Here is a 15,577-nt window from a genome sequence, read left to right on the forward strand (position 1 = left end):
AACGCGCTTGGCGTGCCGCTGGCCGCGGGCGTGCTGTATCCCGTGTTCGGCATTTTGTTGTCGCCGATGATCGCGGCGCTGGCGATGAGCCTGTCCTCGGTGTCGGTGGTGTCGAACGCATTGCGACTGCGCAAGGTTCCCCTGTAGCCGCGCAGACGCGATCAGCTGCCGATATCCTCATTCCAGAGCTGGGGGCAGGCCCGTATGAAATCGCCCATCAGGGCAATGCAATCCGGGTCCTGCAGCACTTCGATCCGGACGCCGCGTTGCTGCAGCAGGGTTTCCTCGCCCAGGAACGTGGTGTTCTCGCCCACGATCACGTGGCCGATGCCGTACAGCAGGATCGCGCCGCTGCACATCGCGCAGGGCGACAAGGTGGTGTAGAGCACGCTTTCGCGGTACACCCGGCCCGGTTGGCGGCCGGCGCGTTCCAGTGCGTCGATTTCGCCGTGCAGGGTTGCACTGTCCTGCTGCACGCGGCGGTTGTGGCCGCGGCCCAGGATGCGGTCCTGGTGCACCAGCACGGCACCGATCGGGATGCCGCCCTCGGCCAGGCCCTGGCGCGCCTCGTCCAGAGCGGCCTGCATGTAGGGGTCACGCTTCGGGGTATCGGTCATCATGCTCGAATCCTAGCGTGAAGCCTCTGCCGCGTGTATCGCATCTGATCAAGGCTGCACGCAAACCGCGTGGCCCCGTTACACTTCGACGATGAGCGCTCGCACACTCGATCAATGGCTCGCCTACCAGCTGCGCGTGCATCCGCACGAGATCGAGCTGGGCCTGGAACGCGTGCGCGAAGTCTGGCAGCGCATGGGGGCCCCGCGTGCCCCGGTGAACTTGATCGTCGGCGGGACCAACGGCAAGGGGTCGACGGTGGCGTTTCTTGTGGCAATGCTGCGCGCGGCCGGACATCGCGTGGGCGCCTACACCTCGCCGCACCTGCTGCGCTACAACGAACGCGTGCACATCGACGGCGAGGATGCCGACGACGCATCGTTGTGCGACGCGTTCGAGCGCATCGAGAAGGCGCGACTGGATACCGAGTTGACCTATTTCGAATTCGGTACGCTGGCCGCGCTGGACCTGTTTGCCCGCGCCGGGGTGAACGTTGCCGTGATCGAGGTCGGGCTGGGTGGACGCCTGGATGCGAGCAACATCGTCGATGCCGATGCCGGCATCGTCACCACGGTGGATCTGGATCACCAGGCATGGCTTGGGTCCGATCGGGATACGATTGGCGTCGAGAAGGCAGGCATCGCACGTGCGGATCGTCCACTCATCATCGGCGAATCCGATCCGCCGAGAGGACTGCTGGATGCGTTGCAACGTATCGGTGCCGCAGTGCAGCGGGCGGGCGTTGATTATCATGTGCGCCAACACGAGAGCGGCTGGACCTGGATGCACCGTGACGGGACCCGTCTGGAGCTGCCTGATGCCGTGCTTGATGCGCCTGCCCAGGTAGCCAATGCCGCGGCGGCGGTGGCGGCTTTGCACGCACTTCAGGACCGCATGGACTGTCCTGCTTCTGCCTTGGCCGAAGGCGTGCGCACGGCGCGGCTCCAGGGGCGTTTGCAGCGTTTTCCGGGGACGCCCGAGCGGGTACTGGATGTGGCCCACAATCCGCAGGCGGCCCGCATGCTGGCAAGCTGGCTGGATGAGCATCCGGTCCGCGGCCCCATACATGCGGTATTCGGCGCGCTGGAGGACAAGGACGTGGCCGGCATATGCAGCGCGCTGGCAGGCCGGATCACGCACTGGCATCTGGCCGGGCTGGAATCCGAATCGCCGCGCGGGCTGCCCGCCCGGTCGCTGGCTTTTGGATTCCCGGATTCGACCCCATATACGCTGCACACCGATGTGCTGTCGGCGCTGGATGCCGCAGAGTGGGCGGTTCCGCAGCGGATCCTCATCTTCGGCTCGTTCTTTGTCGTGGCCGCTGTCCTGCGCAGCATGAACGGCTCCGTGCATGGAATCCCGTAACGCTTGTCCATGACAGGTATAATCGCAATATCAAGCATGTGAGGTCTCCCATGGAGCCTGCCCTGAAAACGCGTCTGATCGGTGCCTTCGTACTGATCGCGATCGCCGTGATTGTGGTGCCAATGTTCTTCCCCGGACAGAGCCCTGAAACCGACAACGGCAAGACGGTCAGCCTGGCCCTTCCGGTATCTCCCGATCAGGAGCTGACCACCCGCACCATGAGTGTGGCGCCTCCGGCCACGTCCGCGACCGTGGCCGGAGCTGCAAGCACGGGCGCCGCATCGACGGATTCCAACACGCTGGCCACGGTAAACCTGCCATCGCGCGTGCCAAGGGACGTGCACCCGGAAAATGATGCAGCTCCCGCCGACAAGGCGACGCCTGAGGCCAAAACGACACCCAAAGGCAATACCACGGAGCAGGTCCAATCTAAAGCTTCCAATGCCTCCGTTGCGGTCGCCGGGCCGCAACCGGAAAAACCCAAGGTTTCCCGCACCAGCGCCAAGCCATCCGGAAATGCGAATGCCCCCGGGCAAGCCGCGGACGGCGTCTACGAGGTCAACCTCGGAGCGTATGCCGACGCAGCCAATGCCGGCGCTCTGCGACGGCGCGTGCGCAAGCTTGGCTATGCTGCGCACGGCGAGCAGACCACGGCGTCTGGCAAGACGGTCACTCGGGTGACCGCCGGCCCATTCGCCACGCGTGCCGCCGCAGAGGCCGCGCGGCTTCGCCTGAAGGCCTCCATTCCCAGTGCCCCGGCCCGGCTGGTGGCGGTGACCCGCGATCAACATGGCGACACCCCGGCGAACGCCGCGTCCACGCACAAGGCAGGAGGCTGGGCGGTTCAGATCGGTGCCTACAGCAAGAAGGCGGACGCCCAGGCCCAGGCGGCCAAATTGAGGGCCGCCGGATTCGATGGTTATGTGGACGATGTGCGCAGTGCAGGACGAACCCTGTGGCGCGCGCGTGCCGGCCCGCGTACGCAACGCGCCGACGCGGTGACCCTGCGTGATGCGATCAAATCCAGGCTGGGCCAATCCGGCGTGGTCGTGACGGTGCCCTGAGATGCAGGCGTTGCACGCCATGAACTGGGCCGACTACTTCGTACTTGGCGTGGTGGTCCTGTCGATGGTCATCGGCCTGTGGCGCGGACTGGTCAGCGAAGTCATGGCGCTGGTGATCTGGATCGCGGCGTTCTGGGTGGCCTGGGCGTTCGGCGCATCGGTATCGGCACAGTTCCGCGGCCTGATCGAGTTGCCCTCTGCACGCGTGCTGGCGGGCTATGGCCTGTGCTTCATCGTGGTGCTGCTGCTGGGCGCACTCGTGCGGTACCTGATTTCCAGACTGGTCGAAAGCACCGGACTGACCGGCACTGACCGCCTGCTGGGCATGATGTTCGGTGTGTTGCGCGGCATGCTGGTCGTCATCCTGCTGGTGTTCGTGCTGGGCTTCACGCCCTTCAGCCGTGACCCCTGGTGGAAGCAGTCGGTGTTGATTGCCAGGGGCCAGGTCGGTGCAGACTGGTTGGTGCAGCGACTGCCCGACGATGTGAAAAAGTACTTCAACAAGAATGATGCGCCGGACATGAGGGTTCCCGCCGGGCTCAAGCATGCCATCGGAGCGGGGCTGGCCAGGGGCAGGCAGGCTTTGCGCGAGATACCCGCGGCAGCGGCCAGCACATCACCACGCACACTTTCTCCGGTCGCCAGTGGCGCATCGGATTCGAATACACCCTAGAGAACGTCTGCTCATGTGTGGAATTATCGGAATCGTCGGCAACCGTCCCGTTGCCTCATCGCTTTACGACGCCTTGACGGTGTTGCAGCACCGTGGCCAGGATGCGGCCGGCATCGCCACCGTCGACGGCGCCAAGCTGCGCCTGCACAAGCACAAGGGGCTGGTGCGCGATGTATTCACTCAGCAGGCCATGGACAAGCTCGGTGGCCGGATCGGCATCGGCCATTGCCGCTATCCGACGGCGGGCAGCGACGACGTAGGCGAGGCGCAACCGTTCTACGTCAATTCGCCGTATGGCATCGCCTTTGCGCACAACGGCAACCTGGTCAACACCGAGCTTTTGCGGCGCGAAATGTTCGAGCAGGACCGTCGCCATATCAACACCAATTCCGATTCGGAAATCCTGCTCAATATTCTCGCTCACGAGCTGCAGATCCAGGATCGCCTGCAGCTCACGCCCGACCACATTTTCAAGGCCGTGGCCGGGGTGCACGCGCGCGCCTGCGGCGGCTACGCCTGCATTGCGCTGGTGTTGGGTTATGGTTTGGTTGCGTTTCGCGACCCGCATGGCATTCGACCGCTGGTGCTGGGTGAGCGCGAGACGCCAGATGGTCGCGAGTATGCTGTGGCTTCCGAATCCGTCGCGCTGGATATTCTCGGTTTCAAGGTCAAGCGTGATGTCGAGCCGGGCGAAGCGGTGATCATCAGCGACAACGGTCAGCTGGTCACCCGTCACTGCTCCGAGGGCGCGGTACATGCGCCGTGCATCTTCGAATACGTCTACCTGGCGCGACCGGACTCGATGATCGAGGATGTATCGGTGTACAAGGCGCGCCTGCGCATGGGCGAGAAACTGGGCCAGAAGATCCTGCGCGAGTGGCCCGACCACGACATCGATTCGGTGATTCCGATACCCGACACTTCGCGTACCGCGGCCAGCACGCTGGCCATGGAACTGGGCGTGCCGTTTCGCGAAGGCTTCGTCAAGAACCGCTACATCGGCCGGACCTTCATCATGCCGGGGCAGGGCGAGCGCGTGCAGTCGGTGCGGCGCAAACTCAACGCCATCGACCTGGAGTTCCGCAACAAGAACGTGCTGCTGGTGGATGACTCGATCGTGCGCGGCACCACCTCGCGACAGATCATCCAGATGGCGCGCGAAGCCGGCGCCAAGAAAGTCTACGTGGCCTCGGCTGCGCCTCCGGTGCGTTATCCCAATGTCTACGGCATCGACATGCCCGCCGTGGCCGAATTGATTGCGGCCGGTCGCGAAGTCGACGAGATCCAGCACCTGATCGGTGCCGACCGGCTGATCTACCAGGATCTTGCCGATCTGATCTGGGCCGTTGCCGATGGCAACGAAATGCTCCAGCATTTCGATACTTCGTGCTTTTCCGGCGAATACGTGACCGGGGTGGATCCGGCCTACCTGGCGCAGCTTGAAATGCTGCGTTCGGACGAGGCCAAGGCCAAGGATAACCGCCGCAGTGCCTGACGTGCTGGCCCGCGCCCGCGCATGCATCGACTGTTGCGATCCGGAAGACAAATTGCGCCAAACGCATGCGACGTGGCGCGCGCTGCAGGCGGGTGAACTGGCCGTCGACGCGGAGGCTTTGCCGCCACCACCGATCGGGGATCCCGGGCGACCACTACGCCCGCGACTGGTGGCACCGCGTGCGTTGCCCCAGCGTGGCCTGGGTACGCCGGAAGGTCGGGTGGCGCTGGTCCATGCCGTTGCCCACATCGAGTTCAACGCCATCAACCTGGCCTGGGACGCGGTCTACCGCTTCCGGGGCATGCCTGCGGCGTATTACACGGACTGGGCGCGCGTGGCCGACGATGAGGCGCGGCATTTCGCCTTGCTGGCCGGCCGCCTGTGCGAACTCGGACACGCCTATGGTGACTTTGATGCGCACAATGGCCTTTGGGACATGGCGCAAAAGACCGCGCACAGCGACGTCGCGCGCATGGCGCTGGTGCCGCGCGTACTGGAGGCTCGTGGCCTGGATGTCACGCCGGGCATGATCGAGCGTCTGAAGACGGCCGGCGACATGGATACCGTGGCCATCCTAGAGGTGATCCTTCGCGAGGAAGTCGCGCACGTTCACTGCGGCAGCCACTGGTTTCGCTGGTGTTGCGCACGCGATGGCCTGGAGCCGCGAGCCACCTTTCGCAAGCTGTTGTCGGATTACATGCGCGGTGGTCCCAAGGGCCCCTTCAACCTGTCCGCACGTCGTGCCGCTGGCTTCGACGAGGACGAGCTGTCCGATCTGCAAGCCTCCACGCAGGCGCCAGTCAATGGCGATCGGTACTGCCGGTAGCGAGTGGCAAACCGCGCAGTTGGATGTTGTCGCCGTCCACGCACAAGACCGAGCCGTGTTCGTACCAGTCGCCCAGCACGATGCGCTGCGCGGGCAATCCATCGAGTTCGAGATCGTGCACGGCAGGGCGATGCGTATGGCCGTGGATCAACCGACGCACTCCTGCCTGGCGCAAGCTGTCGACGACCGTGTCCGGGTTCACGTCCATGATCTGTTCTCCGGCCGTGCCGGTGTGCGAGCGGCTTTCCTGGCGTGACTTGGCGGCCAGCGCGCGTCGCGCTTGCAGTGGGGTGGCCAGCACCCGGGCTTTCCATTCGGGCGTGCGCACCTCGGCACGGACCTGTTGGTAGACCGTGTCGTCAGTACACAGCAGATCGCCATGCATCAGTAGTGTCGGGGTGCCGTACAGCTGGTGCACCACCGGGTCGTCCAGCAACTGCATGCCCGCGCGGCGGGCAAACTCACCGCCCAGCAGGAAGTCGCGGTTGCCATGCATGAAGTAGACCGGCACCCCGTGTTCGTGCAGTGCGCGCAGGGCATCGGCGATGCGTGCGGGAAGCGCGGCGTCATCGTCGTCGCCGACCCAGGCCTCGACCAGGTCGCCGAGGATGTACAGGGCATCGGCGGTGCGGACCTGGTCGCTGGCCAGAAAGCCTTCGAACAGATCGGTGATCGCGGGTCGAGCGTCGTCCAGGTGCAGGTCGGAAATGAACAGTGTACTCATTTGCTGGAAGCGGCCTTTCCGTGTGCCGGTGTGGTTGAAGTCGTGTGCGCCGCAGCCGGTGCCTTCGCGCTGCCCGAGGCGGCAGCACCTTCACCGATCACGTGCGCGCTTTTGATCACCACCAGTGGCTCGGGAACATCCGCGGCGAAGGGGCCTTGCGCATGCGTCGGCAGACCGGCGATCTTGTCGACCACATCCATGCCCTTCACCACCTTGCCGAAAACGGTATAGCCCCAGGTCAGTCCGCTCTGGTCACTGGAGTAGTCCAGTCGGCGATTGTCGACCAGGTTGATGAAGAATTGTGAGGTTCCCGAATTGGGGGCCGCCCCGCGAGCCACCGCGATCGTGCCACGCAGGTTCGACAGGCCATTGTCGGCTTCGGCCTGAACCGGGGTGCGCGTGCGTTTGGGCTTGAGCTGGCTTGTGTACAGTCCACCCTGGATCAGGTAGCCCTTGATCACGCGGTGGAACGTGGTGCCGTCGTAGAACCCGTTGCGCACGTATTGCAGGAAGTTGGCCACGCTCTTGGGGGCCTTGCCTGGATACAGTTGCAGCGTGATGTCGCCCTGGCTGGTCTGCAGCAATACTTCCGGCTGCGCTGCCGCGGCCGCTGCCGCGGCGGGTGTGGCTGCACTGGATGTGGTGGCGGGCGAACCGGCCGATGCCGCGAAGGGGACCAGCAGCAGGATCAGAGTAAGAGCGGTCAGGCGTCGATTCATGGCGGTCAGGGATGGCGGGAAGGATGGCCTGTACATGATACGCAAGCCGGGCATCCGGGGGCGTGCGTGCGCGTTGTCATTCGGCGCGCAGCACCAGCTTGATGCCCAGTTCGCGCATGGTGGAGACTTCGCGTGCCAGGTCGGTGTCGGTCAGAGGGTGGGCGTCCAGCCATGCTTGCGGCAGGCTCAGTCGAAGGGTCTCGGCACGCGCCTTGAGCTGCATCCTGGGCAGTTTCTGCTGACGCCGCGCGCGTCGCAGCAACACCGCAAGCCGCAGCACGGCGGTCAGGCGGCGACCCGGCACGCGATAGCGCGTGGGCAAAGCCTTGAACAGTGATGCGTCGGGTTTGCGACGGTGACTCTGCACGATGGCCGCGAGAAATTCCTGTTCCTGGCGTGAAAATCCGGCCAGGTCGGCGTTACGCAGGATATAGCCGGCATGAAGATGGTGCTGGCTGTGCGCGATGGCCAGTCCGATCTCGTGCACCCGGGCAGCCCAGGACAGCCATTCCTGCTCGCCCTGGCCCAGGTCCCATGGCTCGGCAACCTTGTTGAACAGTGCCAGTGCGGTGGACTCCACGCGGCGCGCCTGCGCGGTGTCGACGGCATGCCTGGCGGCCAGGGACTGGATGCTGGCGATGCGCGGATCGCGGTCGCCTGCGCGCCCGAGCAGATCCCACAGCACGCCCTCGCGCATGGCGATTTCGCAGACATCCATGGTGCGGATGCCGAGTTCGCGGAAGGCGGCCTCGAAGATGGCCACGCCGCCGGCAATGATCGGTGCGCGGTCGGCGCTCAATCCCGGCAGGTTAATGGCGTCGATCCGCTTGCACTTGAGGATCGCATCGCGCAGCACGGTCAGGTGCTCGGCCCGGATGCTGTCTTCGGACAGGCCCATGTTCTGCACCAGGTAACCTACCGCCTTGGCCGTGCCGGACGATCCGTAGGCATGCCCCCATCCGGTGTGCCGGTAGTCGGCGGCAAACTGTTGCAATTGCAGGCCGATCTCGTCCACCGCGCGCTTCCAGCGCTTGCGGGTGAGCGTGCCATCGGGGAAGAAGCGCAACGTGGAGGCGACGCAACCGACCTGCACGCTCTCGGTCTGCAACGGCACCAGTCCCTGCCCGATGATGAACTCGGTGCTGCCGCCACCGATATCGATCACCAGCCGCCGCTGTCTGGACAACGGTAGCCCATGGCTCACGCCGAGGAAGATCAGGCGTCCCTCCTCGCGACCGGAAACCACGTCCACGGGCTGTCCGAGAGCATTTTCGGCCTGTCCCAGAAAGCCTTCCGAATCGGCCATCTGGCGGACCGCGTTGGTGGCGATGGCGCGGATGCGTCGGCCGGGAATGTCGGCGATCCGCTGGCCGAATCGCGCCAGGCAATCCATGGCCCGTTTCAGGTAGTCCGGGTCGAGGGTGCCGTCTTCGCGCAGGCCCGCCGCCAGCCGCACGCTGTCGCGCATGCGGTCGATGACCCGGGGTTCGCCCTGCTCATGCCGGGCGACCACCAGGTGAAAGCTGTTCGAGCCCAGATCCGCAGCGGCGATCAGGTCGCCGTCACCCAGGGATTCGCTGGCCATGCTCAACCCACTCCGCTTGCGATTGCCGGTCATGATTGCATGGCTGGTCTGGTTGCTGCAGGTCCGGCGATTCAGTCGAGCTGTCCAAGCAGGGCTTTCTGTGCGCTGTGGGGCGGGCGCTCGCCGGGGGTGATGCGGGAATAACGACCATCGGCCTCGAGGCGCCAAGCCTGGGTATTGTCGCGCAGGTAGTTGAGCAGAGCCTCATCGTAGACGCGCGCGGCCAGGTGCGGGTCGAGAATCGGGAAAGCGACTTCCACGCGATGCTTGAGGTTGCGTTCCATCCAGTCGGCGCTGGAGCAGAACAGCTCTGCATCACCACCGTTGGCGAACCAGTACACCCGGCTGTGTTCGAGGAAACGGCCAACCACGGAGCGCACGCGGATGTGCTCGGAAATGCCGGGAAGGTCGGGCCGCAGCGTGCAACCGCCGCGCACGATCAGGTCGATCTCCACACCGGCCATGGAGGCGCGGTACAGCGCCTTGACCACGCTGGGCTCGTTGAGCGCGTTCATCCGGGCAATGATGCGACCGGTGCGGCCGGCGCGCACATGCTCGATCTCGCGTTCGATGCGCTTGATCACGCCCTCATGCAGGGTGAACGGGGATTGCAGCAGACGCTTGAGCCTGGACACCTGGCCCAGGCCGGACAGTTGCTGGAAAATGTTGTGCATGTCCTCGCCGATCTCCGGCTGCACCGTGATCAGGGCCAGGTCGGTGTATTGCTTGGACGTGCCGGTGTGGTAGTTGCCGGTGCTCAGGTGTGCATAGCGGCGCAGGCCGTCGTCCTCGCGGCGCACGATCAGCAGCATCTTGGCGTGGGTCTTGTGGCCGACGACGCCGTAGACCACCTGTACGCCCACTTCCTGCAGTCGCGTGGCCAGTTCGATGTTGGCCGCCTCGTCAAAGCGCGCACGCAGTTCCACCACTACGGTGACGTCCTTGCCGTTGCGCGCGGCCTGCACCAGCAGGTCGATCAACGGCGACTCGATGCCCACGCGATACAACGTCTGCTTGATGGCCAGCACCTGCGGGTCGTTCGCGGCCTGGCGCAGCAGTTCAATGACCGTCTGGAACGCATCGTAGGGTTGGTGCAGCAGGATGTCCTGCTGTTTCAGACCGTCGAAAATGCTCAGGTGCTGGGTCAGCGCGGGGGCCAGTCGAGGTACGAACTTGCTGAACTTGAGATCCGGTCGATCGATCATGTCGTGGATCGCGATCACCCGGTTGATGTTGACAGGCCCGTCGCAGCGGTACACGTCGTGTTCGCCGAGGCCGAAGTTGGCAGTCAGCAGGTCGGTGATGCCCTTGGGGCAGTTGCTGGCAATCTCCAGACGCACCGGCTTGGCATATCCGCGACCGGCCAGTTCCTCGGAAAGCGCCGATGCCAGGTTCTCGACTTCGTCCTCGTCCACCATCAGCTCGCTGTTGCGTGTTACGCGGAACTGGTACGAGCCCTTGACCCGGAACCCGGGGAACATGTCGTCGGCGAAATGGTTCAACAGGCCGGACAGGAACACGAAATCATGGCGCGATCCGGAGACCTCCTCCGGCAGCCGGATGATGCGCGGGAGCGAGCGTGGCGCACGTACCAGCGCCATGTGTCCCTCGCGTCCGAAGGCGTCGTGACCGTCCAGGGTCACGGCCAGGTTCAGGCTCTTGTTGAGGATGCGCGGAAACGGATGCGCCGGGTCCAGGCCCAGCGGCGAAAGTACCGGAAGAATCTCGTTCTGGAAGTATCCCTTGAGCCACCTGTGCTGCTTGTCGTTCCACTGCCGGCGGTTGATGAAGCGGATGCCTTCACGGGCAAGCGCGGGAAGCAGTTCGTTCTGCCACACCGCGTATTGTTGTGAAGTCAGTGCCAGCGAGCGTTCGCGGATGCGTTCGAGCACTTCTCCGGCAGGCATGTGATCGGGGCCGGGAATGGAGTCGCCAAAAGCGAAATGATGACGAAGCGCCGCCACCCGGACCTCGAAGAATTCATCCAGGTTGGTGTTGGTGATGCACAGGAAGCGCAGCCGTTCCAGCAGCGGCATGTCCGGGTCGCTGGCCTGGGCCAGCACGCGGAAGTTGAATTCCAGTGCGGCCAGCTCGCGGTTGAGATAGAGCTCGGGCTGGTCCAGGTCGATGCTGGCGGGGGCGGCCGGAGTGTTTTCGGGCGAGGCGTTCACGGCGGGATCCTGGTACAGGGCTTGGACATGATAGTCCGAGCGGACATGGGCATGATGGTTCAGGCGTCAGCCTGGACCGGCTGCAGCAGGCGGGCGGAGCCGAAAGCGCAACTGAAGGCGGAACCCTTGCCCGGCTCGCTCTCGATGTGGAGTTCGGCCTGGTGTCTGTTGAGCACGTGCTTGACGATCGAAAGTCCCAGTCCAGTACCGCCGGAGTCGCGTGAGCGGCTGGAGGAAACACGGTAGAAGCGTTCGGTCAGGCGTGTGATGTGGTTGGCCGGGATGCCGTGCCCGGTGTCGCGCACGGTGAACCGCGCGCCTTGGTCAATGCGCTCCCAGATCAGAGTGATGCTGCCATGGGTGGGCGTATAACGCACCGCATTGGACACCAGGTTGGAGAACGCACTGTGCAATTCACGGATGGAGCCATACAGGTCGGTTTCGGTGCGTTCCTCCAGATGGACCTCATGGCGACCGTGGCTCAGAGCCATGGCTTCCCTGCGCAGGGTCGCAAGCAGAGGGGCCATGGACACATGCTCCTCCTGCAGCGGCTGCAGGGTTTCCAGTCGCGAAAGCATCAGCAGGTCCTCGACGATCTGGCCCATGCGCTCCGATTGCACCCGCATTTCCGAAATCACCGGACCCAGTTCGGGCTGGTCGTCCGGATCCAGCAATTCAAGGTAGCCATGGATCACGGTCAGGGGCGTGCGCAACTCGTGCGAGACGTTGGCGACGAAATCCTGGCGTACCTGCTCCAGGCGCATCAGGTCGCTGATGTCACGGCCGATCATCATCCTCTGGTGATGGCCGAAGGGCATCATGACCATGCTCAGCCGCAGGTTGGGTCGGTTGGGCGCGGGTACGTCGTTGAGGGTATCGGACGCGCCGCCTTCGAGCCAGGTGCCCAGGGTGGTTTCGCTCAGGCGTTCGGTCAGCAGCTTTCCGCGGTCATGCGCGCGGCGCAGTCCGAGCAGGTGCTCACTGGCCTGGTTGAACCAGCGGATGCGGCCCTCGCCATCGACCAGCACGGCTGCATCCGGCAGCGAGCCGGCTGCGCTGCGCAGGTCGCGCAGTTGTCGCGAGAGCCGGCGCGAGCGCATGCGCAGGCGCTCAAAGCGGGCGTCGGGAATGAACCGGCTGTTCTCGATCACGACGTCCTGTCGTCGGGTATGGACAAGCAGCAGCACAACCTCGACCAACGCGGCGACGGCAATCCATGCCGTGATTGCGTGGGTGAAGATGCCGCCCAGGGTGGCCAGGATCAGACCGGCCAGCATCCCTCCGGCCACGGCAGGAAATCGGAGAGACGAAACGGGGCTGTTCACATGCTGCCTGAAAAGCGGTACCCGGCGCCGCGCACGGTTTGTACCAGGTTGTCGAGGTGCCACGGCTCCAGCGCCTTGCGCAGACGACGGATATGCACGTCCACGGTGCGTTCCTCGACGTAGACGCTGCCGCCCCAGACATGGTCGAGCAGTTGCGAGCGCGAGTACACGCGTTCGGGATGGGTCATGAAAAAGTACAGTAACCGGTACTCGGTAGGCCCGATCCGGACGGGGTCCTCGCCGGCGAACACGCGATGCGCGGGACCGTCCAGACGTAGCCCGCCGATCTCGATCATGCCGGCTTCGTCGTCACCGTGGCTGCGGCGCAGCACGGCCTTGATGCGTGCGATCAGTTCGCGGGTCGAGAACGGTTTGACCACATAGTCGTCGACGCCAGCCTCAAGGCCGTTCACGCGATCCATCTCCTCGCCGCGTGCGGTCAGCATGATCACCGGAATCTCGCGGGTCAGCTCCTCGCGGCGCAGACGCCGTGCGAATTCCAGGCCGCTGATGCCGGGCAGCATCCAGTCGAGCAAAATCAGGTCGGGCACGGTGTCGGCGATGGCCATTTGCGCGGCCTGGGCGTCCTCGGCATGGATCGGCTGCATGTCCGCCTTGCGAACGGCAAAGGCGACCATCTCGCGAATCGAGGTTTCATCTTCGACGATCAGGATGCGTTTTTGCACGCCGATTACCTGTGTGGTTGTGACTAAGGTATTGCAGCGCCCCACTGTTACCGCGCGATGACATCATGTTTCAACTGCATGACTTTGCCAGGCAAAGTCCGGATTGTGTCACGCCGTCCTGACCTAGGTCGGACGAGTCGCTGCTTTCGTGGTGATCCGGAGTATCCACGTGGCGCTTGCGCAATTCCATCAACAGGGGGGTGAGTTCGGCGATGTGGGACTGGATGCGTGCGCGCTGGTAATAGTCCAGACCATGCCGGTTGAGTAGCCGTCGGAACTGTTGCATGGCGTCGAAGGGACGGCCCGAGAGGTAACTGGCGTAGGCAAAGGCTTCGCCGGCACGCACGGGCTTTCCGGCTTCTTCGCTGGCGCGGGCATAGTTCTGGTAGAGGTCGGGATCCTCGCTGTCATCAAGCAATGGCCGCAGCATGGCCTCGGCCTTGCCGGCCTGGGCGCGGCTGCCGGCCTGGGTCAGCGCCCCGGCATAGGCCTGGGTCACGGCATGGTTGTCGGGCGCATCGTCATGCATCTTGGCGTAGCGTGCAAACGCCGCCTTGCGCTGCCCGTTCTGGAACAGCGCCTGGGCCATGGCCAGGCGCAGCGCCATGCTCTGCGGGTGGTGCTCCAGCAGTGGCTTGAGTTGGCCCAGGGCTTTGCCGGGCTGGCCGGTCTCGATCAGGTCCAGTGCATAGCCGTAGTGGTTGTAAGCGGTATCAAAATCCTTGCGCGGGAAGTTTTTCGCGTAGTAGCCGAGCAACTGGTTGTCGTCGCCGGTGAGCACGCGGACACGCTCGCGCATCAGGGTGAACTGGCTGAAACTGTGGTCCGGCGGGTCGCCGTTGCCCTGGTGGGGCACCAACTGGGTGGGATCCTTGACGAAGGCAAGCGGGGCGGTGATGTCTTCCAGTTGTTGCTGGTCCATAGGGAGAACCGGATGCTTGGCCATTTCCTTTTCGAGCACGCGGGCACGCGCGCGTGCATCGCTGATGCGCTCGGCGGTGACCGGGTGGGTCTGAAGCAACGCGGGGACCGAAATGCCGCCGCTTCCGGGGCGCAGGGTGTCTTCCATGCGCTGGAAGAAGTCGGCCATCGCCTCGGGATCGTAGCCTGCCTGCGCCAGGGTCTGGATGCCGACACGGTCAGCTTCGGCCTCGTCGGCGCGCGTGAAGTTGAGTTTCTTTTGCGCAAGCAGTCCTTGTCCTCCGGCCAGTACGGCCATTCCTGCGTCACCACCATTGCGGGTGGTGCTGCCGGCGGCAATGGCGCCCAGCAGCACCAGCGCCATCAGTGGAGCATCCTTTTTCGAGGCCTCGAAGGCGCGTTCCAGATGGTGTTGGGAAATATGCCCGATCTCGTGCGCCATCACGGCCGCCAGTTCGCTCTCGTTGCGGGTGAGGGTGATCAGGCCTGCATTGACGCCGATGTAGCCGCCAGGCGCTGCAAAGGCATTGATCTCGGAGTCGCGGACCACGAAAAAGGTGAATTTCTGTTTCGGATCGGCACTGGCTGCGACCAAGCGGTAGCCCACGTCGTTGAGGTACTGGTTGACCTGTGGATCGTCCAGCACCTTGTGCAGCGCGCGCATCTGGTGCAGCATCGCGGCGCCGTACCGCGCAGCTTCCTGCGGCGAGATCAGTGCGTCCGCGGAGCTGCCCAGTTCCGGCAGCCGCAGCCGCACGTCATCCTGGGCCCCGGCTGCAAAGCTGAGACTGGCGATGAGGATGATGAGAAGGAGGGAGCGAAACGCCATGGTGAGTGCAATGTCAGGCGGGTAGCAGGGCGTCAATGCCCGGTCTGCGGAATATCTTGGACCACGATACCCCAGCCCGGGTTCACCGGCCACAGCGCCGGACGTCCGTGGTACGGACTTGTTAATCATGTCGTCCATCCGCATCTTCGTGGCTGTAAACCATTCATCAAGAGGAATGTGCAGCACATGTCCGACATCCAGATCTATACCACCGCGGTTTGCCCCTACTGCGTGGCAGCCAAGAACCTGCTCAAGTCCAAGGGACTGGAGTGGCAGGAGATCCGCATCGACACCGACCCGACCTCCCTGGCCGAGATGCGCGAGCGCAGCCAGGGCGCGCGTACCGTGCCGCAGATCTTCATCAACGGCACCCATGTGGGTGGCTTTGACCAGCTTGCCGCCGCTGACCGTGACGGCTCCCTGGCCGAGATCCTGAGTTCCAGCGCATGAGTGCAGACAGCGAGTCCTTTGCAGATTTCCGTGCCCGCATGAACGATCGCATCCTGGAGCAGGACAACCAGGTCGTTCGCCGCTTCTTCGCGCTCGACAGCCAGACTTACCGTGAAGGTGCACTGGATG

General features: G+C 64.3%; 14 protein-coding genes and 1 pseudogene. 7 read left to right on the forward strand and 8 right to left on the reverse strand.

Translation table 11 applies throughout. The features are described from left to right. Positions 1 to 161 precede the first annotated feature (161 nt). Complete coding sequence (locus PF446_RS00645) at positions 162 to 617, reverse strand: nucleoside deaminase (RefSeq protein WP_298068706.1); 456 nt, start codon at positions 615 to 617, stop codon at positions 162 to 164. Between the two features lie 91 nt (positions 618 to 708). Here PF446_RS00645 and folC point away from each other — a divergent pair, with 91 nt between their 5' ends. The 5 genes from folC to PF446_RS00670 are packed head-to-tail and all read left to right on the forward strand — an operon-like array spanning position 709 to position 6,038. Continuing rightward, a complete protein-coding gene (gene folC, locus PF446_RS00650; RefSeq protein ID WP_298068684.1) occupies positions 709 to 1,980 on the forward strand; it encodes a bifunctional tetrahydrofolate synthase/dihydrofolate synthase in 1,272 nt (423 codons plus the stop codon). 50 nt (positions 1,981 to 2,030) lie between these two features. After that, on the forward strand, positions 2,031 to 3,044 hold the full coding sequence (locus PF446_RS00655) for an SPOR domain-containing protein (RefSeq protein ID WP_298068686.1): 1,014 nt from the start codon (positions 2,031 to 2,033) through the stop codon (positions 3,042 to 3,044). A 19-nt stretch (positions 3,045 to 3,063) separates the two neighbouring features. After that, entirely contained in the window at positions 3,064 to 3,717 is a 654-nt protein-coding gene (locus tag PF446_RS00660; protein WP_298068688.1) for a CvpA family protein, read from the forward strand. 13 nt (positions 3,718 to 3,730) lie between these two features. Further along, positions 3,731 to 5,212 (forward strand): amidophosphoribosyltransferase, encoded by a 1,482-nt coding sequence (gene purF / locus PF446_RS00665; RefSeq protein ID WP_298068690.1) that lies wholly within the window; start codon positions 3,731 to 3,733, stop codon positions 5,210 to 5,212. Then, positions 5,205 to 6,038, forward strand: a complete 834-nt coding sequence (locus tag PF446_RS00670) for a ferritin-like domain-containing protein (RefSeq protein WP_298068691.1) — start codon at positions 5,205 to 5,207, stop codon at positions 6,036 to 6,038. Before purF ends, PF446_RS00670 begins: the two co-directional genes overlap by 8 nt. Here PF446_RS00670 and PF446_RS00675 read toward each other — a convergent pair. The 7 genes from PF446_RS00675 to PF446_RS00705 form a co-directional block, all read right to left on the reverse strand. Continuing rightward, on the reverse strand, positions 6,013 to 6,762 hold the full coding sequence (locus tag PF446_RS00675; RefSeq protein WP_298068694.1) for a UDP-2,3-diacylglucosamine diphosphatase: 750 nt from the start codon (positions 6,760 to 6,762) through the stop codon (positions 6,013 to 6,015). The genes PF446_RS00670 and PF446_RS00675 overlap by 26 nt on opposite strands. Further along, the gene (locus tag PF446_RS00680) at positions 6,759 to 7,481 is read right to left on the reverse strand and encodes a peptidylprolyl isomerase (RefSeq protein ID WP_298068707.1); all 723 of its coding nucleotides are present in this window, start codon (positions 7,479 to 7,481) and stop codon (positions 6,759 to 6,761) included. Before PF446_RS00680 ends, PF446_RS00675 begins: the two co-directional genes overlap by 4 nt. A gap of 76 nt (positions 7,482 to 7,557) precedes the next feature. Continuing rightward, positions 7,558 to 9,066 (reverse strand): Ppx/GppA phosphatase family protein, encoded by a 1,509-nt coding sequence (locus tag PF446_RS00685; RefSeq protein WP_298068696.1) that lies wholly within the window; start codon positions 9,064 to 9,066, stop codon positions 7,558 to 7,560. Between the two features lie 71 nt (positions 9,067 to 9,137). Further along, positions 9,138 to 11,237, reverse strand: coding sequence for a polyphosphate kinase 1 (gene ppk1 / locus PF446_RS00690; RefSeq protein ID WP_298068697.1), 2,100 nt, complete (start codon positions 11,235 to 11,237; stop codon positions 9,138 to 9,140). Between the two features lie 59 nt (positions 11,238 to 11,296). Continuing rightward, on the reverse strand, positions 11,297 to 12,514 hold the full coding sequence (gene phoR, locus PF446_RS00695; protein ID WP_298068699.1) for a phosphate regulon sensor histidine kinase PhoR: 1,218 nt from the start codon (positions 12,512 to 12,514) through the stop codon (positions 11,297 to 11,299). Positions 12,515 to 12,558: 44 nt separating this feature from the next. Continuing rightward, positions 12,559 to 13,248 carry a phosphate regulon transcriptional regulator PhoB gene (gene phoB / locus PF446_RS00700; protein WP_298068701.1) on the reverse strand — a complete coding sequence of 230 codons (690 nt, stop codon included), beginning with the start codon at positions 13,246 to 13,248 and terminating at the stop codon, positions 12,559 to 12,561. Positions 13,249 to 13,318: 70 nt separating this feature from the next. Then, complete coding sequence (locus PF446_RS00705; RefSeq protein ID WP_298068702.1) at positions 13,319 to 14,998, reverse strand: M48 family metalloprotease; 1,680 nt, start codon at positions 14,996 to 14,998, stop codon at positions 13,319 to 13,321. 186 nt (positions 14,999 to 15,184) lie between these two features. On the opposite strand from PF446_RS00705, the gene grxC reads away from it, so the two are divergent. Both grxC and PF446_RS00715 read left to right on the forward strand, forming a co-directional pair. After that, positions 15,185 to 15,448, forward strand: a complete 264-nt coding sequence (gene grxC, locus PF446_RS00710; RefSeq protein WP_298068704.1) for a glutaredoxin 3 — start codon at positions 15,185 to 15,187, stop codon at positions 15,446 to 15,448. Next, positions 15,445 to 15,577, forward strand: a pseudogene (locus PF446_RS00715) (carboxymuconolactone decarboxylase family protein); the annotation flags it as partial. The gene grxC and the pseudogene PF446_RS00715, both read left to right, overlap by 4 nt.

Source organism: Oleiagrimonas sp., from assembly GCF_027858935.1.
GTDB lineage: Bacteria > Pseudomonadota > Gammaproteobacteria > Xanthomonadales > Rhodanobacteraceae > Oleiagrimonas.